At 66.5% G+C, this 25251-nt stretch carries 20 protein-coding genes and 1 riboswitch; of the genes, 6 read left to right on the forward strand and 14 right to left on the reverse strand.

The features are described from left to right. Window positions 1-377 precede the first annotated feature (377 nt). The 3 genes from ACK4S9_RS18985 to ACK4S9_RS18995 form a co-directional block, all read right to left on the reverse strand. Window positions 378-2138, reverse strand: a complete 1761-nt coding sequence (locus ACK4S9_RS18985) for a M14 family metallopeptidase (RefSeq protein ID WP_409728866.1) — start codon at window positions 2136-2138, stop codon at window positions 378-380. Between the two features lie 108 nt (window positions 2139-2246). Beyond that, the gene (locus tag ACK4S9_RS18990) at window positions 2247-3815 is read right to left on the reverse strand and encodes a S41 family peptidase (protein ID WP_409728868.1); all 1569 of its coding nucleotides are present in this window, start codon (window positions 3813-3815) and stop codon (window positions 2247-2249) included. Window positions 3816-4014: 199 nt separating this feature from the next. After that, window positions 4015-7569, reverse strand: coding sequence for an indolepyruvate ferredoxin oxidoreductase family protein (locus ACK4S9_RS18995; protein ID WP_409728870.1), 3555 nt, complete (start codon window positions 7567-7569; stop codon window positions 4015-4017). 205 nt (window positions 7570-7774) lie between these two features. Here ACK4S9_RS18995 and ACK4S9_RS19000 point away from each other — a divergent pair, with 205 nt between their 5' ends. Beyond that, window positions 7775-8290 (forward strand): Lrp/AsnC family transcriptional regulator, encoded by a 516-nt coding sequence (locus tag ACK4S9_RS19000; protein ID WP_027868200.1) that lies wholly within the window; start codon window positions 7775-7777, stop codon window positions 8288-8290. A 168-nt stretch (window positions 8291-8458) separates the two neighbouring features. Here ACK4S9_RS19000 and ACK4S9_RS19005 read toward each other — a convergent pair whose 3' ends face one another. The 6 genes from ACK4S9_RS19005 to ACK4S9_RS19030 all read right to left on the reverse strand — a co-directional run bounded on the left by ACK4S9_RS19005 (window position 8459) and on the right by ACK4S9_RS19030 (window position 15672). Then, on the reverse strand, window positions 8459-9115 hold the full coding sequence (locus ACK4S9_RS19005) for an N-acetyltransferase family protein (RefSeq protein WP_409728872.1): 657 nt from the start codon (window positions 9113-9115) through the stop codon (window positions 8459-8461). 52 nt (window positions 9116-9167) lie between these two features. Then, complete coding sequence (locus tag ACK4S9_RS19010) at window positions 9168-10682, reverse strand: diguanylate cyclase (protein ID WP_409728874.1); 1515 nt, start codon at window positions 10680-10682, stop codon at window positions 9168-9170. Between the two features lie 117 nt (window positions 10683-10799). Further along, the gene (locus tag ACK4S9_RS19015) at window positions 10800-11921 is read right to left on the reverse strand and encodes a multifunctional CCA addition/repair protein (RefSeq protein WP_409728899.1); all 1122 of its coding nucleotides are present in this window, start codon (window positions 11919-11921) and stop codon (window positions 10800-10802) included. Window positions 11922-11935: 14 nt separating this feature from the next. Continuing rightward, entirely contained in the window at window positions 11936-12655 is a 720-nt protein-coding gene (locus tag ACK4S9_RS19020) for a glutathione S-transferase family protein (RefSeq protein ID WP_409728876.1), read from the reverse strand. Window positions 12656-12684: 29 nt separating this feature from the next. Further along, window positions 12685-13647 (reverse strand): complex I NDUFA9 subunit family protein, encoded by a 963-nt coding sequence (locus ACK4S9_RS19025; RefSeq protein ID WP_409728878.1) that lies wholly within the window; start codon window positions 13645-13647, stop codon window positions 12685-12687. 36 nt (window positions 13648-13683) lie between these two features. Continuing rightward, window positions 13684-15672, reverse strand: a complete 1989-nt coding sequence (locus ACK4S9_RS19030) for a transglycosylase SLT domain-containing protein (protein WP_409728901.1) — start codon at window positions 15670-15672, stop codon at window positions 13684-13686. A 146-nt stretch (window positions 15673-15818) separates the two neighbouring features. On the opposite strand from ACK4S9_RS19030, the gene ACK4S9_RS19035 reads away from it, so the two are divergent. Beyond that, window positions 15819-16355 carry a 5-formyltetrahydrofolate cyclo-ligase gene (locus tag ACK4S9_RS19035; protein ID WP_409728880.1) on the forward strand — a complete coding sequence of 179 codons (537 nt, stop codon included), beginning with the start codon at window positions 15819-15821 and terminating at the stop codon, window positions 16353-16355. Between the two features lie 163 nt (window positions 16356-16518). On the opposite strand, the gene metF is transcribed toward ACK4S9_RS19035, so the two are convergent. The 4 genes from metF to metK form a co-directional block, all read right to left on the reverse strand. After that, window positions 16519-17349, reverse strand: coding sequence for a methylenetetrahydrofolate reductase [NAD(P)H] (gene metF, locus ACK4S9_RS19040; protein WP_409728882.1), 831 nt, complete (start codon window positions 17347-17349; stop codon window positions 16519-16521). After that, complete coding sequence (locus ACK4S9_RS19045) at window positions 17336-17692, reverse strand: phage holin family protein (protein ID WP_409728884.1); 357 nt, start codon at window positions 17690-17692, stop codon at window positions 17336-17338. Before ACK4S9_RS19045 ends, metF begins: the two co-directional genes overlap by 14 nt. A 119-nt stretch (window positions 17693-17811) precedes the next feature. After that, complete coding sequence (gene ahcY, locus ACK4S9_RS19050) at window positions 17812-19224, reverse strand: adenosylhomocysteinase (protein ID WP_409728886.1); 1413 nt, start codon at window positions 19222-19224, stop codon at window positions 17812-17814. Window positions 19225-19252: 28 nt separating this feature from the next. After that, a riboswitch (S-adenosyl-L-homocysteine riboswitch) is annotated at window positions 19253-19325 on the reverse strand. A gap of 246 nt (window positions 19326-19571) precedes the next feature. Next, on the reverse strand, window positions 19572-20738 hold the full coding sequence (gene metK / locus ACK4S9_RS19055) for a methionine adenosyltransferase (protein WP_409728888.1): 1167 nt from the start codon (window positions 20736-20738) through the stop codon (window positions 19572-19574). A gap of 189 nt (window positions 20739-20927) precedes the next feature. Between metK and ACK4S9_RS19060 the strand changes: the two genes are divergently transcribed. The 4 genes from ACK4S9_RS19060 to ACK4S9_RS19075 all read left to right on the forward strand — a co-directional run bounded on the left by ACK4S9_RS19060 (window position 20928) and on the right by ACK4S9_RS19075 (window position 24007). Next, window positions 20928-21779: a lysophospholipid acyltransferase family protein gene (locus tag ACK4S9_RS19060; RefSeq protein WP_409728890.1), complete on the forward strand. Its 852-nt coding sequence runs from the start codon at window positions 20928-20930 to the stop codon at window positions 21777-21779. Next, window positions 21776-22639 (forward strand): lipid A biosynthesis acyltransferase, encoded by an 864-nt coding sequence (locus ACK4S9_RS19065; RefSeq protein WP_409728892.1) that lies wholly within the window; start codon window positions 21776-21778, stop codon window positions 22637-22639. The genes ACK4S9_RS19060 and ACK4S9_RS19065 overlap by 4 nt, the downstream gene beginning before the upstream one ends. A gap of 149 nt (window positions 22640-22788) precedes the next feature. After that, window positions 22789-23640 carry a diaminopimelate epimerase gene (dapF, locus tag ACK4S9_RS19070; RefSeq protein WP_409728893.1) on the forward strand — a complete coding sequence of 284 codons (852 nt, stop codon included), beginning with the start codon at window positions 22789-22791 and terminating at the stop codon, window positions 23638-23640. Between the two features lie 145 nt (window positions 23641-23785). After that, window positions 23786-24007 (forward strand): hypothetical protein, encoded by a 222-nt coding sequence (locus ACK4S9_RS19075; protein WP_409728894.1) that lies wholly within the window; start codon window positions 23786-23788, stop codon window positions 24005-24007. A 75-nt stretch (window positions 24008-24082) separates the two neighbouring features. Here ACK4S9_RS19075 and ACK4S9_RS19080 read toward each other — a convergent pair. Continuing rightward, the coding region (locus tag ACK4S9_RS19080; protein ID WP_409728896.1) for a tetratricopeptide repeat protein at window positions 24083-25251 on the reverse strand (1169 nt) is incomplete at its 5' end.

Consider the following 25251-nt stretch of genomic DNA (forward strand, 5'->3'; position numbering starts at 1 on the left):
GGGTCGGCCCCACACGCCCGGGCGGGCGGCCGGCCGGCCCCCCCCGGGCCCCCCCACCCCCCGGCGCGGGCCCCGCCACTGCCAGAGCGCAATGCCAAGGAACAGGAAAGCGCCCAGGCCGATACCGAAACCGGTGACCAGGCTGGACAGGAGGAAGGCGACGGGCAGCGTCGCGATCGCGGCGCGGATGCCGGGGGTGCCGGGCTGGGGGGAAACACGGCAGGCACGCATTGCAGGGCAAGGAATGGCGGCGATCCTGGCAGTCTAGCCGATCGCCGCCGCCCGGGGGATGGCGCGGCTCCTGCGCTTGATCCGCATCGTATTCACGGACCGGGCGCAGGAGCAAAGCTCGGGGAAGGCCGCTTAGGGAGGGTCGATCAAAGAGCGACCGCGGTGCGGTAGACCGGATACAGGTTGTGGCGCTCGTCCCACGAAGCGTGGCGCTTGTAGAAGAATTCCAGGCGCGCATGCGGGTTCCTGGCGAAGGCCGGGTCGGTCTCGACGCGGCGCTTGAATTCCGCGGCCAGCGCCGGATCGGCGGCCATCTGCTCGCGCGCCACGTCCTCGGCCACGTATTCTTCCATGTACTCCTTGCGCTCGTAGGCGTTGTTGAAATAGCCCCAGGCCAGCAGCGAGTCCGGCGCCTGCGGCTCCAGCATGGCCACCACCAGGCGCGCCTTCGGCTGGTTGACCGGCACGTACAGCGAACCCGGCAGCACGGCGCGCGGCTCCGTCTTCCAGCCGCCCTCGACCGTCAAGCGCTGGTGCGACTCGAGCGAGGTGGCGCCGAAAGTCGCCTTGTCGGCACGGAAGGTTTCGACCGGCGCCTGCGCGATCGCCTTGTCCAGCTTGCGGAAGGCGATGCCGTGCTGGGTCAGCTTGTTCGCCACGATCCCGGCCCAGGCGGCCGGTACGATGTAGCCCGCGCGCGGTGCGGTGATCACGCGCTCCGGCACCACTTCCTCGCGCAGCGGCACGCGCCACACCTGTGGCTTGCTTTCGTCGTAGCGGGTCATCAGCATGCCCGACACCTCGGAGGGGGTGCGGGTGTATTCGTAGCCCTGGAAGTCGACCATCTCGGTCTTGTCGGTGGTGCGGTAGGTCAGCGCGACCGGAGTGCCGGCCAGCTGGGCGGCGCGGGCGTCCGCGGCCTGGGCGGCCTGCTGCCAGGCCTTGCCGTGCTGCGCGACCTGCTCGAGCACCGAGATCACCGTGTTGTGGGTGACGCGCACACGGGTCGGGTAATCCTTCCACGAATGGGTCTCCACCAGCATCGCCATGCGGTTACGCAGCGGGAAGTAGCCGGTCGAGAAGCGCGGGTCCGAGACGCTGTCGATGAAGCCCGATTGCGGGTCGTCGGTCTTGGCGAAGGACATGTAATAGGACTGTGGCATCGACCCCTGCCTGGCGATGTCGGCGATCACCTTGCTGCGCAGGGCCAGGCCGGCCTTGCGGAATTCCGGATCGCCCGAGTACACCGGCTCGACCTGGATCGACACGTCGTGCTGGAACTTGGCGCCGTCGGTCACGTGCAGGTCGACGTAGGTGAGCGGGTCCCAGTCGTTGACGAGCTTGAGCATGGCCTGCATCTCGGGCGAGTCGGCCTTCACGTAGTCGCGGTTGAGGTTGAAGTTCTGGGCCGTGGTGCGCCAGCCCATCTCGACCGGGCCGCGCTGGTTCGGGCGGTTCCACTTGCCGAAGCGCTCGTGGCCGTCGACGTTAAACACCGGAACGAACAGCAGGACCTGCTTGTCCAACGCTCCCTTCGCCAGCTTGCCGTTGAGGGTTTCGCGCAGGGCCAGGAAGCCGGCGTCCTTGCCGTCGATCTCGCCGGCGTGGATGCCGCCCTGGATCAGGGTCACCGGCAAGCCCCGCTTCTTAGCGAGCTGCGGCGTGAACGCGCCGGTGTTCGAGACGACCAGCGCCAGCATCGGGCGGTTCTCCGGCGTGCGGCCGAACTCGATGCACTTCACCTGCTTCGGATAGGCCTTCTGGAAGTCGCCGCAAAGCTTGATGACTTCATCGTAGCGGCCGGTGGCCTGGAAGCCCGAGCGCTCCGACACGGTGGTCAGGTCGGGGGCGGCGTGGGCGAGTGGGACGGCAGCCAGCAGGGCCAGCAGCAGGGCGGAACGGATCATCGGAAACTCCAGCAATCGATCGGTGGCAAAGCCGACGATTATAGACCTGTTTCCAGAATGAAAAGAGCCCGGCAGCAGTGCTGGCCGGGCTCTTTTTTGCGTGAAGATTTAAGGTTTCGTGTAGATCGAGATTTCCTTCGCAGGATGGCGCACGATCTCCATCGGCACCTGGCGCGCGCGGCTGGCCGGCGGGCAGGTGCCGGTCTCGCGGTAGGTCAGCGCCGCGGCCAGCAGGCCTTCGCTGCGGTCGCCGAGCGGACGCGACAGGTCATCGGCCACTTGGCAGGTCGGCGCCAGGCCGTCCGAGAAGTCGCCGAAGCCCTTGTTGTTCACGCCCTTGAACTCGATCGAGAAATAGGTGGTGCCGCAGTTCGGCACCGGCGTGAATCCGTAGGGCTTGCCGCAAGTCGTACTGCCGATCACGTCGACCTGGACGTCGGCGCCGCGCAGGCCGTTGATGACGGCCTCGCTGGCCGAGCAGGTGCCCGAGGTGGTCAAGACGGTGACGCGCTTCAGGCCCAGGTAAGGCAGCGTCGTGCCCGGGCGCACGGGATTGGGCGAGCTGAAGCCGTAAGCCGTGTTGCGGAACGGGATGGCCGGCTGTTGCGCGGTCTTGTCGTTGTACTGCGGACGCTCGAAGATCTTGCCGTTGGTCTGCTCCGGCCCGGCGATCATGTAGGACAGTTCGCTGGCGACGTACAGCAAGCCGCCGCCGTTGTAGCGCATGTCCAGCACCAGGTCGCTCACCGCGGCCTGCTTGAAGGTGGTGAAGGCATCCACCAGCTCCTTCTCCGACACTTGGTTGTGGGTCTCGAAGCTCAGGTAGCCGACCTTGCCGGTGGGGGTATCGAGCACCTGCACGTGCTTGACCGGATCGATGCGCACTTCCGCGCCGGTCATCGACACATCGAAGGTGGTGCTGCCGCGCTGCAAGGTGAACTGGTGCGCCACGCCGGGCGTCTCGGGGAACAGGCCGGCATTGATCCGGTTGACCTGGTCGGCGCCGCCGCCGTTGACGAAGTCCACGCCGTCGACCTTGAGCAGCATGTCGCCGCGGCGCAGGCCGGCGGCATCCGCCGGCGAACCGGGTTCCACCATCGTGACCAGCCAGGTGCGCGGCACGGTGGCGCTGTTGCGCTTCCAGGTCACGCCATAGCCCAGGTCGATCCCGGAGCTCTGCAGCTTTTCCCACTCCTCGGTGGCGTAGGTGAAGTGGTACTTGTCCTTCGGCTGGCCGGACGCGGTCAGGGCCGGGGTCTTGAGCACGTTGAAGTAGTCGATCGGATTGGTGAAATCCGCCATCCGGTAGGTGTTCGGGATCTCGTTGTACCAGAGGTAGTACTGGTTCGCCCAGGCGCGCAGGAACTTCAGCTCGTCGAGCAGCGTGCCCTGGCGGTCCGGGAAGGGCCTGCCCGCGCTGTCCACGCCGGTGCGCGGCGTGGCGCACAGGTTCCAGTAGGTGCTGAAGGCCTCGCCCAGCAAATTGGGGTTGAGGTCTTCCGGCGACGCCGTGCCGGTCGGCGGAGTCGGATTGGACGGCGTGGGCGGCGTGGGCGGCTGCTGCGAACCCTGGTCCGGACGGGTGCCGACGCCTGGCGAACCGCCGCCACCGCCGCATCCGGCAAGGACGAAGGCTGCGGCGCACAGCGACGCGATCAGGCGGGGGGCGGTCGGCAAACGACCATGTGCATATGGCGGTTTCATGCAATCGATTATAGACGCGCCAATCGGGCCCAAGTGCAACCAACTGTAACAGTTGGGGCTGATGGACAACAAGAAATGCTAACGAGAATTTCAGGGAGAACAAGACCCGACGAGGCGGCCGAACAAGGCCGGTTTTTCCGGCCTCGTTCTCTCCTGTCAAGCGCTGCCCGGCTTACGCGGCGCGCGGCGTGCCGGCAGCCGGCGCGTGGAAGGCCGCGACCAGGGCCGCTTCCTTCTGCTTGGCGGCCTTCAGGTGGCGCTCCTTCACGTGGCCGTAGCCGCGGATGTCTTCCGGGATGCTGGCGATCGCCACCGCCTGCTGCAGGTTCTCAAGCGTGAGTTTCGGCAGCAGCGCCTCCACGGTCTGGCGATATTGCCCGATCAGCGCACGCTCGCTGCGGCGCTCGGCGGTATAGCCGAACACGTCGAACGGGGTGCCGCGCAGGCGCTTCAGCTTGGCCAGCACGCCGAACGCGCCCATCATCCAGGAGCCGTATTCCTTCTTCAGCGCGCGGCCTTCCTTGTCGTGCTTGGCCAGCAGCGGCGGCGCCAGGTGGAATTTCAGCTTGATGTCGCCTTCAAACATGTTGGCGATCTTGGCGCGGAAAATCGGATCGGTGTGCAGGCGGGCGACTTCGTACTCGTCCTTGTAGGCCATCAGCTTGTAGAAGTAGCGCGCCACGGCTTCGGCCAGGCGGGTGCCCTTGCCGAGTTTCGCTTCTTCGGCGCGCACCTGGTCCACAAAGGCCTTGTACTGGGCGGCATAGGCGGCGTCCTGGTAGGCGGTGAGCAGCTCGACGCGGCGGGCGACGAGTTCGTCCAGGCTCTCGAGACGCTTGAACTCGATCACCTGGGCCGGGGTGGCCAGCTTCTTCACGGCGACCAGGTCGTGCGCCGCGCTGCGGCCCCAGTGGAAGGCGGCTTTGTTGAAGGGAACCGAGACGCCGTTCAGTTCGATCGCCTTGAGCAGCGAGGCCTCCTGCAGAGGCACGCGGCCCTTCTGGAAGGCATAGCCCAGCATGAACATATTGGTGGCGATGGCGTCGCCCATCAGCGCGGTGGCGATCTTGCCGGCATCGACGAAATCGACATTGTCGGCGCCGCAGGCCTGCAGGATGGCGCCGCGCGAACCTTCGGCCGGGAACTGCCAGTCCGGGTTCTTCACGAAGGCCGCGGTGGTGGCGCCGGTCGAGTTGACGGCGGCCCAGGTGCGGCCCTCGCCCATGCGCGAGAGCGCATCGCGGGAGGCAGCGACGATCTGGTCGCAGCCGATCACGAGATCCGCGCTGCCGGTGCCCACGCGGGTCGAGTGCAGGTCGGCCTGGTGCTCGGCCAGGCGCACGTGCGACATCACCGGGCCACCCTTCTGGGCCAGGCCGGACTGGTCGAGCACGAGCGCGCCCTTGCCTTCGACGTGGGCCGCCACCGCCAGGATCTGGCCGACGGTGACCACGCCGGTGCCGCCGACGCCGGCGATCAGGATGCCGAAGGGTTGTTCAATCGACGGAATGCGCGGCATCGGCAGGGCCGGTGGAGTGGCGTCGGCGCTTGCCGCTTTCTTGGGTTTCTTGAGGCCACCGCCTTCGACGGTAACGAAGCTCGGGCAGAAACCGGACACGCACGAGAAATCCTTGTTGCACGAGGACTGGTTGATCTGGCGCTTGCGGCCCAGTTCCGTTTCCAGCGGCTCGACCGACAGGCAGTTCGACTGCACCGAGCAGTCGCCGCAGCCTTCGCATACGGCTTCGTTGATGACGGCGCGCTTGGCCGGGTCGGGGAACTCGCCCTTCTTGCGGCGGCGGCGCTTCTCGGACGCGCAGGTCTGGTCGTAGATCACGGCGGACACGCCCGGCATCTCGCGTAGTTCCTTCTGCACGTCCATCAGCTCGGAGCGGTGGCGCACGGTGACGCCTTCGGCCCAGGCGTAGTCGTCCGGGTATTTTTCCGGCTCGTCGGTGACGACGATAATCGGGCGCACGCCTTCGGCGGCGATCTGGCGCGTGATCATGCCCGGGTCGAGCGGACCGTCGACGTTCTGGCCGCCGGTCATCGCGACCGCGTCGTTGTACAGGATTTTGTAGGTGATATTCACCTTCGCGGCCACGGCCGCGCGGATCGCCAGGATGCCCGAGTGGAAGTAGGTGCCGTCGCCCAGGTTCACGAACACGTGCTTCTCGTCGGTGAACGGCGACTGGCCGATCCAGGTCGTGCCTTCCGCACCCATGTGGGTGAAGGTGGAAGTCTCGCGGTCCATCCACAGCACCATGTAGTGGCAGCCGATACCGGCCATGGCGCGCGAGCCTTCCGGCACCTTGGTCGAGCTGTTGTGCGGGCAGCCCGAGCAGAAGTAAGGGATGCGGTCGGTTTCCGGATTGGCCTTGGCCGGGATCGACTTCAGCACCAGTTCCTTGTTCTCCAGGTAGGCGATGCGCTCTTTCACGCGCTGCTCGACCGGATGGCCGGCGCAGTAGTGCGAGATGCGCGAGGCGATGGCGCGCGCGATTTGCGCCGGGTTCAGCTCGTAGGTGGCCGGCAGCAGCCAGTCGCCGTGGCCCATGCGGTCCTTGTTGCTCCACTCGCCGGTATCGTCGAACTTGCCCACCACGCGCGGACGCTCGCCGTCCGGCAGGTTGTACAGGGCTTCCTTGAGCGCGTACTCCATCACCTGGCGCTTCTCTTCCACCACCAGGATCTCGTCCAGGCCGCGCGCGAACTCGTGCACGCCTTCGGATTCGAGCGGCCAGGTCATCCCGACCTTGTACAGGCGCAGGCCGATGTCGGCGGCCGCCTGTTCATCGATGCCGAGGTCGGCCAGGGCCTGGCGGGTGTCGACATAGCTTTTACCCGCGGTGATGATGCCGATCTTCGGCTTTCTGCTGTCCCAGATGATGCGGTTCAGTTTGTTGGCGCGCGCATAGGCCAGCGCGGCATACCACTTGAAGTTGCTCATGCGGACTTCCTGGTCCAGCACGGCGTCCGGCCAGCGGATGTTCAGGCCGTCCGGCGGCAGTTCGAAATCGGTGGGGGTGACGATCTGGACGCGGTCCGGATCCAGGTCGACCACGGCGCCGGATTCGATGATGTCGGTGACGCACTTCATCGACACCCACAGGCCGGTGTAGCGGCTCATGGCCCAGGCGTGCAGGCCGAAGTCCAGGTATTCCTGCACCGACGAGGGGTACAGCACCGGGATGCCGCAGTGGGTCAGGATGTGGTCGGACTGGTGCGCGGTGGAAGACGATTTGGCCGCATGGTCGTCGCCGGCCAGCACCAGCACGCCGCCGTGCTTCGAGGAGCCGGCATTGTTGCCGTGCTTGAAGACGTCGCCGCAGCGGTCCACGCCCGGGCCCTTGCCGTACCACATGGCGAACACGCCGTCGTACTTGGCGTCCTTGTACAGGTTGGTCTGCTGGGTGCCCCAGACGGCGGTCGCCGCCAGGTCTTCGTTCATGCCCGGGTGGAACTTGACGTGGTGGGCGTCGAGGTGCTTCTTCGCCTTCATCGCGGTCTGGTCGACGGCGGTGACGGGCGAGCCGCGGTAGCCGGTGATGTAGCCGGCGGTGTTCAGGCCGGCCTTCTGGTCGCGCTCGCGCTGGAGCATCGGCAGGCGGACCAGGGCCTGCGTGCCGGTCATGAACGCGCGGCCGCGTTCGAGCGTCCACTTGTCGTCGAGGGTGATGTCGTGCTGGGGCAGCGCCAGGTTGGCGCGCTCGAGGGGTGCGTTCATGCGGTGTCTCCGTTAATGTCGCCAGGATGCGGGGCGCGCTGCGGCTCTTGGTGGCCATCTGGACGCGCGGGGCCGGGTTCTGCCAGCCTGATCCATCATGCGCACAGTATATTCGCGCCCCTCCGGCATTAAATTCCAAACAATTCCCCCCGCCGGAGGATTTGCGCAATAAAATTGCCGGGTTCGCGAATCCACCGAGGAAAGCATGTCAAAAATCGAGCTCGACAAGACCGACCGCAAAATCCTGTCCGTACTGCAGACCGATGGCCGCCTGTCGAACCAGGACGTGGCCGAGCGCGTCAACCTGTCCCCGTCGCCTTGCCTGCGTCGCATCAAGCGTCTGGAAGAAGCGGGCGTGATCCGCCAGTACGTGGCCCTCGTCGATCCGGACAAGATCGGACTCGGGCTGCTGGCCTATGTGAACGTGCGCCTGGAAAAGCACAGCGAAGTGGCGGGCGGCGCGCGTGGCGCCCCGGGCCTGCCGGCGACCTCGCCGCGCAACGACTTCGCGATCTCGGTGGGAACCTGGCCGGAAGTGGTCGCCTGCTATGCGATGACGGGGGAAATGGATTTCCTGCTGCGCGTGCACGTGGAAGACATGGACCACTTCTCGCGCTTCATGATGGGGACGCTGCTCAAGCACCCGGCGGTACTGGATGTGAAGTCGAGCTTTGCGCTGCAGAGGATCAAGGAGACGACGGCGCTGCCGGTGGCAGGCTGATTAGCCACCCAGGCTCCTTCTCACCGTTCAACGTAGAGTCGTCATCCCGGCGCAGGCCGGGATCCAATTTCGTGCACACCCGGGTGTACGCACAGGATAGTGGGCGCAACGGAAATTGGGTTCCGGCCTTCGCCGGAACGACGTCGGTAAATGCCGTCTATCCGTGCCCTATTTCTTCGGCGACAACCACTTCACCGCCGCCCGGGCATTGGCCTTGACCGTGTAGTCGATCACCGCCCACTGCTCTTCCAGCGCCTCCGCCATCACGCTCGCCGGGCTCGGCGGCGGCAACTGCAGATAAGCGTCGGCCTCGCCGTACTCGCGCTTGATCTCCATGCCGGCCTTTTTCGCGATGTGCATCATGGTCTGGTTCGAAGTCAGGCATTGCATGTAGAGCGTATCGACGTCGGCGTTGCGGCAGTGGATGGCCGCGCGCTGGAACAGGCGCGAGCCGACGCCCTGCCCGCGCGCCGACTTCGACACCGAGACGCCGAACTCGGCGACCCGCTCCTTTTGCGTCGGCTTGCCCTCGCCGGCCTTGGCGAAGGCCAGGTGGCCCACCCCTACCAGCTGGAACACGCGGTTCACCACACCGAACACGATGTCGTGCCGAAAGTCGAGTTTATTGACGTACTTGGTGATCGCATCGTCCGGAATCACGCTGCCGAAGCGCAGCAGGCGGTCGTTGTCGTCCAGCGCCAGGAAGTGGCGCAGGATGCGGCGGCGGTCGCGTTCGCCCAGCTCCTTGACGAGCACGGCCGGGCGGCCGTCCTTGCGGCGGCCGCCGAGGCCCTTCAGCCAGCGGAACAGGGGATGCTCGATCATGTCAAACCTTTATTGTGCAGTGCAACATCAACGCCGATTGTAGCGGATTCTGCTACTGCGCGCTGCTCTGCTTGGGAATGATCCACTGCGATGAAGGGCTGACCACGAACACGCCCTTGCCCGCCTGCTTGGCCTCGTACATCGCCTTGTCGGCCTCGGCCAGCAGCGCTGCCGAGCCGCGCGCCGCGCCGGCATGGCCGCGCGCGCTGGAGATGCCGATGCTGGCCGAAATCCTGACCGGGTTGCCGTCCGCCTCGGTGACCGACTTGATCTGGTCGAGCGCCAGCTGGGCCACGCGCAGCGCGCCTTCGCGCGAGGCGACCTCTTCGAGCATGATGACGAACTCGTCGCCGCCCAGGCGCGCCAGCGCATCCTCGGCGCGCAGCTTTTCCTGGACCCGGCGCGCGACCATCTGCAGCACCAGGTCGCCGGTGGCGTGGCCATAGGTGTCGTTCACTGCCTTGAAGCCGTCCAGGTCGATGAACATGATGACCACCACCGAGTCGCGGCGGGTGGCGCGCGCCAGGGCGCGCTCCAGCAGGCGGGTCAGCTGGCGGTAGTTGATCAGGCCCGTCAGGCTGTCGTGCTGGGCCAGGCGCTCGAGTTGCTTCGACTGGGCTTCCAGCTCGGCGGTGCGCTCGGCGACGCGGTGCTCGAGGTTCTCGTTGACGGCCTGCAGCCGCTGGTTGACCTCGCCGATGATGCGGTAGCTGCGCCGCAGCCGCATGCCGGCATAGGCCAGCAGCAGCAGGAGGATGGCCGAGTAGGCGAACAGGTAGCCGCGGTAGCGTTCGCGCACCGCCAGCTTGGCGTCGAAGGAGCGGTCGAATTCGCGGCTCAGGCGGTCGAGCGCCGTGCCCACGGCGGTGGCGGCGATCTGGGCCTCGAGGCGGTTTTCCAGCGGGCGCTTCTCGAGGATCACGCGCGCGGCCTTGATGATGGCGTCCATCTTCTCGACCACGGCCGGCGAGAAGGCGATCTGCTGGGCCGCGATGTCGCCCAGGATCTCGTCGATGCGGGCGGCGCGCGGCGGGCTGGGGGCGACGTTGTAGCGCAGGATCTCGCTCAGGAGGTCGTTCAGGGACGCATCCAGCCGGACCACCAGGCGCGCCGGCGCCAGTGCGCCTTCGATGCCGCCCAGCTCGGTCTTGAGGTCGGCCACGGCCGGCGGCAGGAAGCCCAGGGCCTCGCGCAGCGGCGGGTTGTGGCGTGCGAACTGGGCGGTGACCAGCTCCTTGCGCTGCATGGCGTCGCGCAACTGGGTGTAGGCGGCTTGCACGGCCGGGCTGGCCGCTTCCGGCACGGCATCGGCCAGGCGCCGCGAGAGCTCGTGCATGCGCGGCAACTGGGTGGTCAGCTGGGCGGTGGCCGGCGCGCGGCCGATGTGGGCGCGCAGGATGTTGGCATCCCATTCGGCGTCGAGCTTTTCCAGCTCGCGCAGGTTGAGCATCACGTCGGCGCGGACCTCGGGATCGGTTCCTTCCGAACGGATGTAGAAAAAGGCGAGCAGCAAGGCCAGCACCAGCACCGCCAGGCCGGCGAGTTGCAGGCGGCGACGCGGTCTCAAGCTCGCTACGCGCTGCGCCAGCACGGCAACCATCATTCCTCCGTTACATCATGTTGTCTTACTTATCCGGAGAGCATAGCAAAAGCTTGCGGATCAGTCGTGCACTGTAGCGTGGGCCTACGAAACCTGCGACGCCGCCTCGACCGCCGCCACCCGCGCCGCATGCACGGCCTCGGGAATCCGGTCGCGCTGGCCGGCGTGGCGCGCCGCGACCTCGCCGGCATTCACGGCGCGTGCCGCCTCCAGGGCGCGCAACAGGTGGGGCCGCTGCGGGTAGTCCTGCAGGCCCGCCGGGTGCTCCGCGCGCCCGCGCGCAGCGCATTCGCAGGCCAGCAGCATCTGGGCGAAGCGCTGCGGCTTGCGGAAAGCGTCGCAGCGTTCCAGCAGGGTGACGGTGGCGCCGGCCTCCAGCCGCAGGGCATGGCCGACCGTCTCGTGCTCGCGCGCCGTCATCAAGGCCAGGTCGCGGCATTCGTTGGGCGCCTTCAGGCGCTTGGCGACCCGGGCTACCTGCTCCACGCCAAGGTCGTGCGCCAGGGCGGCGAAGCGTACCTCCAGGGGCTGCGCTTGCCGCGCCGCGTCGTCGACTACCCGCATGGTGCGCGCATCGGCGTCGAGTTCGGGCAGGATGCGCGCCAATGCCCCGCAATCGCGCAGCACCGCGAACATGCGCGACGGACGTTCTTCCATCAGCCCGCGCGACAGCTCCTGCCAGACCCGTTCGGGGACCAGGGCATCGACCTCCCCCGCCTCGACCATGCCGCGCATGAGGGCATTGGTGCTGTCATGGACGCTAAAGTCCGGGAAGCGCGCGGCGAAGCGCGCCACGCGCAGGATGCGTACCGGGTCTTCGGCGAAAGCGCCGGACACGTGACGGAAGATGCGGTCCTTCAGGTCCGCCTGGCCCCCGTAGGGATCGACGATGCTGCCGTCGTCGGCGCGCGCCATCGCATTGATGGTGAGGTCGCGCCGCACCAGGTCGTCTTCCAGCGTGACGTCCGGCGAAGTGTGGAACACGAAGCCGTGGTAGCCCGGGGCGGTCTTGCGCTCGGTGCGCGCCAGCGCGTATTCCTCGTGCGTGTCGGGATGCAGGAAAACCGGGAAATCCTTGCCGACCGGGCGGAATCCCTGCGCGAGCATGTCTACGGGGGTGGCGCCGACCACCACGTGGTCGCGGTCGCTGACGGGGCGCCCCAGCAGTTCGTCGCGCACCGCGCCGCCGACGACGAATGAGCGCACTGGGCTGCGCATGCTCATTCCTGCGGCAGGTCCAGGTCGTGCTGCGGCGTCGGATCGATCTCGCGCATCGCTTCGTCGACCCAGCGCGCCACCGCCGGGTGAGCCAGTACGCGCTCGCAATAGGCCTGCAGCGCCGGCGCCAGCGCCACGCCATAGGTCTTGAAGCGGCATACCACCGGGGCGTAGAAGGCGTCGGCGATGGAGAAGTCGCCGAACAGGAAGCCGTGGTGGCCGAAGCGCGACAGGCAGTCTTCCCAGATCTCGCAGACGCGGCCGATGTCGGCCTGGGCGCCCGGGGTGCGGCCGCGTCCCGGCAGGCGCGCCTGGATGTTCATCGACATCGCGCTGCGCAGTTCGGAAAAGCCGGAGTGCATCTCGGCGACGATCGAACGCGCCAGCGCGCGCGCGGCGACGTCCCGCGGCCACATGTGCTTGTCCGGAAACTGCTCGGCCAGGTATTCGACGATGGCCAGGCTGTCCCAGATCGTCATCTCGCCGGCCAGCAGCACCGGCACCCGGCCCGCATGCGAATAGCGTGCGATGTTGGCGGCGGTGTCGGGCTTGTCCAGCAGGACACGGATCTCGGTGAAGGGAATCCCGAAGGCCACCGCGGCCACCCAGGGCCGCATCGACCACGACGACACGTTCTTGTTACCGATGACGAGGGTCAGGCCCGGCTGGCGGGCTTGCTCGAGGGTGGAAGACAGGGTCGGGTCGAGTTCGATGGTCTGCATGGTGTCCTGTGGTGAGTCGGTATGAGAAATCAGCGGCCTGCGTGCTCGCGGTAGCGATCCAGGCCGCTTTCCGGCGCCAGGTAGTGCGGCGCGGCGGCTTCGAGCGACGTCAGCTTGATTCCGAGCGCCTCCGCTGTCAAGGCTTGCGTTAGCGGATCGACCACATTATCCACCTTCATGGAATCCAGGTTGTCACGGCTGATCATGGGCTCGCCCGGCAGCAGCTCGAACAGCCTGGCTTCCAGGCGCGCGGCCCAGTCGGGCAGCTCCAGCACGCGGCGTTCATGGCCGGCATAGCGCCCGGCCAGCTGCACCAGTTCGGCCAGGGTGTACACCTGGGGGCCGCCCAGCTCGATGACGGCGCCGCGCGTGCGCGGTTCGTGCAGCGCCAGCGCGAAGGCGGCGGCCACGTCTTCCACGTACACCGGCTGCAGGCGCGCCTGCGCGCAGGCCAGGGGCAGCACCGGCAGGTGGCGCTGCAGCTTGGCGAACACGGTGAGGAAGTGGTCGCCCGGCCCGAACACGATCGAGGGGCGGAAGATGGCGGCGGCCACACCCGGCTCGCTGCGCGCGGCAAGCTCGCCGTCGGCCTTGGAGCGCTGGTACATCGAGGCCCCATGCTGGCTGGCGCCGAGGGCGCTCATGTGCAGGTAGCGCGGCACCCCAAGCTCGGCGCAGGTCCGGACGATGCGGCGCGGCAGCTCCACGTGCAGCTGCCGGAACACCGGACCGTAGGGATCGCCGTGGCCGCCATGCGGCACGCCGACCAGGTTGATGACGGCGTCGCGCCCCGCCAGAAGGCGGCGCAGCGTGGCGTCGTCGTGGATGTCGGCCACCTCCAGGTCGAGGTAGGGCAAGGTGGTGAGCTGCTTGGCGGTTTCGTAGTGGCGCGCGGGGACCAGCGTGCCGACGCCGTCCGCCGCCAGGCGCGCCAGCAGGTGGCCGCCGATGAAACCCGTCCCGCCGATGACCACCACGTTCAGGTCGTGCATGGCCGCCTCCTTTGTGGGCCCCAGGGCCCGCGTGCGTCAGGGGAGGATGGACGCCCGCTCGCGCGGCTGCACGGGACGCAGGCGCGTCCGGATCGACTGCGGCTTGTTCTCGAACATGGCGGCGTAGTTGGTGGCGTTGGCCATCACGTTGCGCACGTAGCCGCGGGTTTCGGAGAACGGGATCGATTCGACGAACACGGCGCCTTCCATCGGTTGGTCGAGCCGGCCGCGCCACGTGCGCGCACGCGAGGGACCGGCATTGTAGGCGGCCGTGGCGAGGATTTCGTCGCCGTTAAAATTCTCCAGCACCATGTTCATGTAATTGGCGCCGAGCGTGATATTGGTCCGCAAGTCGTTGAGCATGCTGTGCACGAAGTTGTCCATCCCGATCTTGCCCGCCACCCACTTGCCGGTGGCCGGCATCACCTGCATCAGGCCGGAGGCGCCGACGCCGGAACGCGCGTCGAGAATGAAGCGCGATTCCTGGCGGATCAGGCCGTAGACCCAGGCTTTATCCAGGCCCAGGCCCTGCGCGGTCGGGTGCAGGACGTCCAGGTGCGGCGCCGGGAAACGCTGTGCATAGTCGATCTCGGTACGCGTACGCAGCGAGGTTTCGACGGTACGGTCGAGCAGGTCGTTGCGGCGAGCGATTTCGCCGGCAGCCAGCAACTGACGGTCAGACATGCCGCGCAGCGCCCAGTTCCATTCGCGGTTGCCGTCCGCGCGCAGGCGCAGGGCGTAGAACTTGAGGGCGCGCTGCAGGCTGGGGTTGGCGTTGACCGAAGCCAGTTCTTCGTTGCTGATCGGTGCGGCCGGCGGCGGGGCCACCACCTGGCGGCCGAGGTCGTCCAGCGCGAGCTGGCCATAGAAATGCTGCTGGCTGGCGATGCGCTCGAAGCCGGCATTCGCTTCCGCGACGCGGCCCTCGTGCTTGTCGGCGCGCGCCAGCCAGTAGACCCAGGCGCTGTCGGCGCGCAAATTTGGCGGCATCGCCGCGATGGTGGCGCGCACGGTTTTCCAGTCGCCGCGGCGCAGGGCGATGCGGGTCTTCCACTGCAACTGCTCATTGGTGAGCTGGACGCCGTTGGTGCGCTGCCAGTAGGTGGCGGCGTCCGGCGACAGGGCGATCGAGGCGGCATGCGCGATGCTGGCCCAGCCGGTCGCGCGTTCCTGCGCGCTTAGTTGGGGGCTGTTCTTTTCCAGTGCGACCGTGGCCAGCTTGAGGCTGGTGCGTGCCATGCGGCCGACCGCGACCAGGTAGACGGCGCGCTCGGCGCGGGTCTTGCCGATGCCGCGCGCCATCGCCACCGCCGGGGTGTCCACCGCCTGGGCGGCGCGGGTGTCGGACGCGCCGAGCAATGCGGCGGCACGGCGGGCCGGGCCGGTGGCATTGGCCTCTCCTGCCAGGCGCAGCTGCCATAGCAGGTCGTCCTCGCCGAACTGGCGGCTTTGCGCCAGCTGCGCGATCAAGGCATTGCAGGCCTCGCCATAACTGGACGGACTGATCAGCACGCCACGCGCTTCCTGCGCCACCGCTTCGCCGCGGCTGGCGCGCGCCAGCAGGGCATAGCAGCGCAGTTGCAGGTTGCTGCCGGCCAGTTGGCCGAGTTCGCGCTCGAAGCTGGTCCAATCGCGCCGGCGGCCCAGCTCGAGCAGCCAGTCGCTGCGCATCAGCTCGGCGGCTGCCGTGCCCTCGTGGCGGCGCAGCACTTCGCGGATTTCCTCGGCCGTGGCGTCGGCGCCGGCGCCGCTCATCCTGGGTTTCAGACGATAATAGTCGACGTAGGACGCCAGCGGGTAGTTGGACGGCAGGCGCGACGCGAGCGCATTGGTGCGCGCGGCGTCATTCTGGCGCGCGGCTTCGCGCAGCAACAGGAACGTGTCGTCGTCGGCGCGCGTGTCCGGTGCCGGCGGGGCGCCGGGTGCGCCCGGCACGGTCGGCGCGCCGGCCGGCACCGGCGGCACGGCCTGGGGCGCGGATTCTGCGTGGACGGTACCGGAAGACAGCGTCCACAATGTCAACACAACAGCAAGGGCGACCGGCAGCGAGCCGGTTGTCAATCTCGATTGAAACATCCACAACTCTCAATATACGCTGCATTCAAACCATGACCGGCGAATCAAGAATACCATGTGCCCCCGGGCTACTACCAGAAGCAGGCGCAAGCGCTATGCTCGATAAGCCACAGTTGCGCCGGACGCTCAAGGAACGGCGCCGCGCCATCGACCACGCTACCAAGCTCGCCTGGGACGACCGCATCGGGGCGCGCGTGCTGGCCTGGTGGCAAGCCCATCCCGGAACAACGCTGGGTGTGTACTGGCCGCTGGCGGGCGAACCCGACCTGCGTCCAGCCTACGCGGAATTGGCGGAGGCAGGCGTACGGCTGGCCTTGCCGGTCGTGCTGGCCCGCGATACCGCGCTCGGCTTTGCCGAATGGGTGCCGGGCGAGCCGACCGTGGCCGACAGCCTGGGCGTGGCGGTGCCGGCGCAATTGCGGCTGGTGGACCGGCCGGATGCGCTCTTGGTGCCCTGCCTCGGATTCGATGCGCGCGGCTACCGGCTGGGGTATGGAGGCGGGTTTTACGACAGGACGCTGGCGCTTGAACCGCGTCCGCGGACGCTGGGCATCGCATATGCGTGTCAGCTGGCGCAATTCGAGATCGGGGAGTATGACATTCCGCTCGATCAGATCGTCACGGAATTGTAGGGTGGACGGCTTCACCCAGGCAGGCGATCAGCCTGAATGTATGCGCCCTCCGCGCGTTCAACCACAATTCGAATAGCCGAGCAGGTATTCATCGTGTATTTGAACGCGCGGACGGCAGTGATTCAGGCCAGTGGCCTGAATCACAAACCGTCCACCCTACGGCTTATTTCACGAGCCTTTGCCAGATCGCCGTGGTCGGCACGGCCTGGTTCATGCTGTAGAAGTGCAGCCCTGGCGCGCCGCCCGCCAGCAAGCGTTCGCACAGGCTGGTGACCACGTCCAGGCCAAAGGCCTTGATCGAGGCGGTATCGTCACCGAAGCTGGCCAGCTTGTTGCGCACCCAGCGCGGGATCTCGGCGCCGCACATGTCCGAGAAGCGCATCAACTGCGTGTAGTTGGTGATCGGCATGATGCCCGGCACCACCGGCACGTCCACGCCCAGCTTGCGGGCGTTGTCGATGAAATCGAAGTAGGCGTCCGCGTTGTAGAAATACTGGGTGATCGCGGAATTCGCGCCGGCCTGGACCTTGCGCGCGAAGGCCTGCAGGTCGTCCTGGGGCGAACGGGCCTGCGGATGCATTTCCGGATAGGCCGCCACTTCGATGTGGAACCAGTCGCCGGTTTCCTTGCGGATGAACTCGACCAGCTCGTTGGCGTAGCGGAACTCGCCGCCGCCGCCGTAGCCGCTCGGCAGGTCGCCGCGCAGCGCCACCACGCGGCGGATGCCGTTGTCCTGGAACTGCTGCAGGATGGCGCGCAGCGATTCGCGGGTGCCGCCGACGCAGGACAGGTGGGGCGCCGCTTCATGGCCCGCCGATTTAATCTCGAGCACGGTCTGCAAGGTGCCCTGCTGGGTGGTGCCGCCCGCACCGAAGGTGACCGAGAAATACTTGGGCTGCAGCTCGGCCAGCTTCTGGCGCACGGTGCGCAGCTTCTCTGCGCCTTCCCCGGTCTTCGGCGGGAAGAACTCGATACTGAAATTAGGAGTTTCCATCTTTGTCTTTGAGGAGCAAGGTAGAAAGCGCCCACGAAATGATGCTGTACAGGATGGCTGCCAGGAAGGCGGACCAGAAACCGGCCACTTCGAACCCTTCGATCCACTGGGACACCAGCCAGAACAGGAAGGCGTTGATGACGAGGATGAACAGGCCCAGCGACACCACCGTCACCGGCAGGGTGAGGAGCACGAGGATGGGACGGATCAGGGTATTGACCAGCCCCAGCACGAGCGCAGCGATCAGCGCGGTCGTGAAATTGGTGACGGCGACGGAAGACATCAGGAACGGCAGGGCCATCAGGGCCAAGGCATTGATCAGCCAGGTAATGAGCAAGCGCATCGTATCGACTTTCGTGGTACGCGGGCGCTTTTACCGCTTGCGTGGTGAAAACGCCCGGCTGTTGAAAAAACGGGCGCTGGTTCCTAGAAAACGCAGCGCCCGCATAGACTAGCTATCGATTAGTAACGATAGTGGTCCGGCTTGTACGGACCTTCCTTCTGCACCGAGATGTAGGCGGCCTGCTCGTCGGTCAGCGTGGTCAGCTGGGCGTTGAGCTTCTTGAGCTGCAGGCGGGCGACCTTTTCGTCCAGGTGCTTCGGCAGGGTGTAGACGCCGACCGGGTACTTGTCGGTGTTGGCGAACAGTTCGATCTGGGCGATGGTCTGGTTCGCGAACGAGGAGCTCATCACGTAGGACGGGTGACCGGTGCCGCAGCCCAGGTTCACCAGGCGGCCTTCGGCCAGCAGGATGATGCGCTTGCCATCCGGGAAGATCACGTGGTCGACCTGCGGCTTGATGTTTTCCCACTCGTACTTCTTGAGCGCGGCGACTTCGATCTCGTTGTCGAAGTGGCCGATGTTGCAGACGATGGCCTGGTCCTTCATCTTGAGCATGTGCTGCTCGGTGATGACGTGGTAGTTGCCGGTGCAGGTCACGAAAATGTCGCCGTGTTCGGCGGCATAGTCCATGGTCACGACGCGGTAGCCTTCCATCGCGGCCTGCAGGGCGCAGATCGGGTCGATCTCGGTGACCCACACTTGCGCCGACAGCGCGCGCATGGCCTGGGCCGAACCTTTACCCACGTCGCCGTAGCCGGCGATGACGGCGATCTTGCCGGCGACCATGACGTCGGTCGCGCGCTTGATGCCGTCCACCAGCGATTCGCGGCAGCCGTACAGGTTGTCGAACTTCGACTTGGTGACCGAGTCGTTGACGTTGATCGCCGGGAAGGCCAGCTTGCCTTCCTGGTGCATCAGGTACACGCGGTGCACGCCGGTGGTGGTTTCTTCGGTCACGCCCAGGATGCACGGCAGGCGCTTCGAGTACCACGAAGGATCACGCGCCAGGCGGCCCTTGATCGAATTGAACAGGCAGATTTCTTCTTCCGAGCCCGGCTTGTCCAGCACCGAGATGTCCTTTTCCGCGCGCACGCCCAGGTGCAGCAGCAGGGTGGCGTCGCCGCCGTCGTCCAGGATCATGTTGGCGTGGTTGTCACCCGGCCATTCGAAGATGCGGTGAGTGTATTCCCAGTACTCGTCCAGGGTTTCGCCCTTGACGGCGAACACCGGGGTGCCGACCGAGGCGATGGCGGCGGCGGCGTGGTCCTGGGTCGAGTAGATGTTGCACGATGCCCAGCGCACTTGCGCGCCGAGGGCTTCCAGGGTGCGGATCAGGACCGCGGTCTGGATGGTCATGTGCAGCGAACCGGCGATGCGCGCGCCCTTGAGCGGCTGGGCGCTCGCGTATTCCTCGCGGATCGCCATCAGGCCCGGCATTTCGGTTTCTGCAATGCGGATTTCCTTCTCGCCCCAGGATGCCAGGGAGATGTCTGCGACGTGGAAATCGTTGATGTCTTTGAGTACGGCGCTCATCACGCCCTCCTTTCAATGGTTGAAAAAAGTAACGTGAGCGCGGTTGCTGATATCCGAGCCTGGCGAAGATGGGAATCTTCGTCGCAACGCTCCTCGGAATTCATAAGTTTAACACGAGTGACGAGCTGGTGGCGTCAGGGGTGTTGTTTGGAGGTACTTCAGTTGGCGGTGCAGGGAGACTGAGTCACTGCGCTGGGAATTGGGTTCCCGCCTGCGCGGGGACGACGTTGGTTAGCGTGCGAAAGGTCCGTTGCCGTAACTTCGGACACGTTTTCTAGCCCGTCGTTCCCGCGAAGGCGGGAACCCAAGTTGACATGCGTACCTCAACGGCACGCACTCCCTACTTATTACGACAGCCCCGCCTCAGCGCGCAGCAGCGCCGCCTTGTCGGTGCGCTCCCAGCTGAACTCCGGCTCTTCGCGGCCGAAGTGGCCGTAGGCGGCGGTCTTGGCGTAGATCGGGCGCAGCAGGTCGAGCATCTGGACGATGCCTTTCGGGCGCAGGTCGAAGTGTTCCATCACCAGCTGGGCGATCTTTTCATCCGAGATGACGCCGGTGCCTTCGGTGTACACGGTGATGTTGATCGGACGGGCCACGCCGATCGCGTAGCTGACCTGCACCTGGCACTGGCGCGCCAGGCCGGCGGCCACGATGTTCTTGGCGACGTAGCGTGCGGCGTAGGCGGCCGAGCGGTCGACCTTGGACGGATCCTTGCCCGAGAACGCGCCGCCGCCGTGCGGGGCCGCGCCGCCGTAGGTGTCGACGATGATCTTGCGGCCGGTCAGGCCGCAGTCGCCCTGCGGGCCGCCGATGACGAAGCGGCCGGTCGGGTTGACCAGGTACTTGGTGCCGCCAAGCCATTCACGCGGAAGGATCGGCTTGATGATCTCTTCGATGACCGCTTCTTCGATCTGGGAGTGGGTCACGTCCGGGTGGTGCTGGGTCGACAGCACCACGGTGTCGACGGCGACGGGGCGGCCGTCGACGTAGCGCAGGGTGACCTGCGACTTGGCGTCCGGGCGCAGCCATGGCAGGCGGCCGTCCTTGCGCAGTTGCGACTGGCGCTCGACCAGGCGGTGCGAATAATAGATTGCGGCCGGCATCAGTTCCGGGGTCTCGTCGCAGGCATAGCCGAACATCAGGCCCTGGTCGCCCGCGCCCTGGTCCAGATCCAGGCCGGCGCCTTCGTCCACGCCCTGGGCGATGTCGGGCGACTGCTTGTCGTAGCAGACCATCACGGCGCAGCCCTTGTAGTCGATGCCGAAATCGGTGTTGTCGTAGCCGATGCGCTTGATGGTGTTGCGCGCCACCTGGATGTAGTCGACGTTGGCGTGGGTGGTGATTTCACCCGCCAGCACCACCAGGCCGGTGTTGCACAGGGTTTCGGCGGCGACGCGGGCGCGCGGATCCTGTTCCAGGATGGCGTCGAGGATGCTGTCGGAAATCTGGTCGGCGACCTTGTCGGGGTGGCCTTCGGAAACGGATTCGGACGTGAAGAGGTAGTCGTTGGACATAGGGGGCTCCGGTTACTGCTGTGTTAAGTACTTGCCGCAGCAACGGGTGCCTGCGACGCTTTAGCGACATTTATATTCCGCTTCGCAAGTTGTCTATTAACTCGGCGGATACTGCATAAAGTGGTATTTTACGCTTCCTTCTAGAATTTTGCTCTACCGAGCCCCGCTCTTTCAACCCTGATCAATCGCATGTTAGTTTCTTTATTTCGTGCACTATCGGTATTTCCATTGCCGTTTCTGCATGCCCTCGGCGCGGCCCTTGGCTGGCTCGTCTATTTAGCTTCCGGTTCCTACCGCCGGCGCCTGCGCGCCAACCTGGTCCAGGCCGGCTATGAACGCCACCTGAACGCCGCCGTCGCCGAAGCCGGCAAGGCCATCATCGAACTGGCCTTCGTCTGGTGCGCCGACCCGAAGCGGGTCGCCCGCCATGCCAGCGTGGAGAACTGGGAGCTGGTGCAGCAGCGCCTCGATGCCGGCAAGGGCATCGTGTTCCTGACGCCACACCTGGGCTGCTTCGAGATGACGGCCCAGCAGATCGCGCTGCAGACTGCGCTCACCGTCATGTACCGCCCGCCGAAGAAGAGCGCGCTCAAGCCCCTGGTCGAAGGCGCGCGCGCCCGCCACAACCTCAAGCTGGCGCCGGCGACCCTGTCCGGCGTACGCATCCTGGCCAAGACCTTGAAATCCGGCGAGCCGATCGGCCTGCTGCCCGACCAGGTGCCGCAGGAAGGCGAAGGCGTGTGGGCGCCGTGGTTCGGCCGCACCGCCTACACCATGACCCTGCCCGCCAAGCTGGCGCAATTGGGCCGAGCCGACATCCTGCTGGTGTATGCCGAGCGCCTGCCGCGCGGCCGCGGCTACGTGGTGCGCTTCGTGCCCTTCGAGGGCAGCCTGGAAGGCAGCGCCGCCGACCAGGCAGCGGCCATCAACCGCGCCATGGAGCAGCTCATCAAGCGCTGCCCGGCGCAGTACTTCTGGAGCTACAACCGCTACAAGCAGCCCGAGGGCGTGGCCGGTCCGGAAAGCGAGGCGACGGCATGAGGCTCCTGCTCGGACTCCTGTGGCTGCTGCACTTCCTGCCGCTGCCCATCCTGGGCCGCCTGGGCGAAGCGGTCGGCAGCCTGATGTTCCGCATCATGGGCAAGCGCCGCCGCATCACCCTCACCAACCTGCGCCTGTGCATGCCCGAGAAATCGGAAAGCGAACGCCACGCGATCGCCAGGCAGCATTTCCGCGCCTATGCGCGCAGCATTTTTGAACGCTCGATCCTGTGGTGGGCGCCGGAAGCGCGCGTGCGCAGCTACATCCAGGTCGAGCCAGGCGTGCCGAAGGCCGAGATGGAAGCCGGCCCGACCATCCTGTTGTGCCCGCACTTCGTCTGCCTGGACGTGGCCGGCGTGGCCGCGCGCGTGATCCCGGTATGCAGCATGTACGTGCCGCAGAAGAACGAAGCCTTCGACAAATTGCTGCGCCACGGCCGCGAACGCTATGGCCCGGTGCGCCTGGTGACGCGCAAGGAAGGCATCAAGCCGATCCTGCGCGCGCTGCGCGACGGCCTGCCCTACTTCATGCTGCCGGACATGGACTTTGGAGAGAAGGATGCCGAGTTCGTGCCTTTCTTCGGCATCCCGGCCGCCACCCTCACCGCCCTGGGCCGCATCGCGGCCACCACCGGCGCCAAGGTGATCCCGGTAGTCGCCACCTACCTGCCGAACTACCAGGGCTGGCGTGTGCGTTTCTACCCGGCGTGGGAGAATTACCCGGGCGACGACATGGTCGAGGCGACCCGGCGCATGAACGCCTTCATCGAGGAGCGCGTGCGCGAGGCGCCGGCCGAATACTTCTGGACCCATAAACGCTTCAAGACGCGGCCGCCGGGCGAGCCCTCGTTCTACGATTAACAAAGCGTTTAACAAAACCTCAAGGGCAAGACGCATCGTCGAAGAAAGTGCGCTAGCACGGCGAGACGATGCAACGCCGCCATCGAGGGAATTGTTAGACGCTTAAGCTGCGCTAATCCTTTTGGGATCTAATTAAGCTGGACTGAAACATGAAACTGAAATTCACCAAGATGCACGGCGCGGGCAACGACTTCATCGTCGTCGACGCCATCCACCAGGACGTCAAGCTGAGCACCGAACAATGGCGCCGGCTGGCCGACCGCCGCTTCGGCATCGGGGCCGACCAGATCCTGGTGGTGGAGCGCCCGGTGAGCGAAGGCGTCGATTTCCGCTACCGCATCTTCAACAGCGACGGCGGCGAGGTCGAACAATGCGGCAACGGCGCGCGCGCCTTCGCCCGTTTCGTCAGCGATAAAGGCCTGTCCGGCGAGCGCAGCATTCGCGTCGAGACCATGAAAGGCATCATCGCGCCGCGCCTGGAGAATGATGGCAGCGTGACGGTGGACATGGGAGCCCCGCAACTGGATCCGGCCGAAGTGCCTTTTGATTCCGCCGGCATCGAAGGCCGGACCGAGGGCGAGGACACCACCTGGCCGCTGACGGTGGAAGGCCGGACCGTGTTCGTGTCGGTCGTCTCGATGGGCAATCCGCACGCGGTGCAGGTGGTCGAGGACGTCGATACCGCCCCGGTGGAGAGCATGGGCCCGGCGATCGAAACCCATGCGCGCTTCCCGAAAAAGGTCAATGCCGGCTTCATGCAGGTGGTGGACCGCCACCACGTCAAGCTGCGCGTGTTCGAACGCGGCGCCGGCGAAACCCTGGCCTGCGGCACCGGCGCCTGCGCGGCCGTGGTGGCCGGCATCCGGCGCGGCCTGCTCGACTCGCCGGTGCGCGTGTCGGCGCGTGGTGGCGAGCTCAGCATTGCATGGGCAGGCCTGGGCCAGCCGGTGTATCTGAGCGGCCCCGCGGTCACGGTATTCGAAGGTGAGGTCGAGCTGTAAGCGCCAGTCAGCGTGAGAACTGTGATTTTTCGATCCTGGTTGGAAAAGCCCGCCCGGCCATTCACCCGGATGCGGTCAAGCTCTATCTCGAGCCGCCGAAGGCCTATGAACGCATCGCACTGCTGGAAGCGTCAAGCAAGGCTTCATGGCGGTGACAGATCAGGGCAAAGCCGACAAGATGATCGCACGTCTCAAGGAAAAAGCCGCCAAGCTCGGCGCCAATGGCATTCTTTTGACGGCGACGGGCAACAAGCAGGAATCTGGAGCGGTCTTCGTTCCGATGGCGACCGGAGACGGCATGCCGCTGCCCGCCAACTCCGAACACAAGAGCGGGGACGGCCTGGCGATCTTCGTCTCCCAGGAATAAGCTGCCCGATCAGGAACTGTTTCGAGTATGAGAGCCCGCCCTGCGCGGGCTTCTTTATTGCCTGAACGCCGGGTCCTAGGCCGCCAGGCCGATCTCCGCTTCCCCTTGATCACCATCCCTGGACAATGCACCGACCAGGGTCCGCAAGCGGTACAGCCGCTGCCGGTAATTCCCTTCCGGCCCCGACGGGCCGCAATCGATCCCTTCGAACAGGCGCGCGACGCGATCGAGCGCATGGCGTTCCTGCGCTGTCTCGACCAGCACCAGGCGGCGCTTGCTGCGCCCGTAGCTGGCGCGGATGTCGATCACCAGGCAGTGGCCATGGTCGGCGGCGGATACGTCCAGCAGCAATGCTTCCGCCCGCGACAGGCTGAACAGCGCCGCGAGCTCCAGCCGCGCGTGCAGCAGCGGGTGCGCTTGCAGCGCTTCTTCGTGCCCGGCCAGCAGCTTGCCGGTCTCGACATACGGAGGCGTGTCCAGGCGCGGGGCGATCTTGCGCAACAGCGCCAGCGCCTCGGCGCAGCCCTGGGCGGCTGCTTTCTGCAGCCAGTACGCGGCGCGGACGTCGTTGTTTTCGTTCTCGCGGCGTGCCCGCCAGGCGTTGTGCCCGCATTCGAGCTGGGCGTCGCGGCAGCCCATCTCGGCGGCGCGCTCGAGGTAGCGCTGGGCATCGGCGACATTGCGCTGCGAGAACTCGGGCTTGATGTAGATGCGCGACAGGGCATACCAGGCCGCAGCCAGGCCCTGCTCGCCCGCCAGGCTCAGCCAGCGGATCGCCTTCTTGAAATTGGCGGCGCCTCCGCCGCCGGCGATGCGGCGTCCGTCCACACCCATGCGCGCGCAGCGCAAGCCCATCGCCAGCTGTGCGTGGCGATCGTGTTCGGCCGCGGCGAGCTCCCAGAAGCACAGCGGTTCGCCCGGCGCCGGCGTGAGCTCATGCCGGGCCGGCCGGCGTTCGCCCTGCCCGTCTTGCTGGAAGGCGCTATCGTCGAGCAGGCGGGCCACGCGCGACAGCAAGGCGATGTCGGCCGGCGCCAGCCGCTGCACGCTGCCCTGGTTGGCGGCGGTGCGCACGAGCGTGCGTGCCAGCGGCAGCGCGCGCGCCAGGTAGTCATCCCAGTGCCCGGCCTCCCAGGCCTGTTCGAGCAGGGCGGACTGGGCCGGGGCGACGCCGCTGTCGGCCGCGCGCCGCAGCCAGGCCTGGGCCGCCACCGGCGCGGTTGCGGCAGCGGCCGCGCCGCCGG

Source organism: Massilia sp. (genome assembly GCF_046293535.1).
In the GTDB taxonomy this organism is placed as follows: Bacteria; Pseudomonadota; Gammaproteobacteria; order Burkholderiales; family Burkholderiaceae_D; genus Telluria.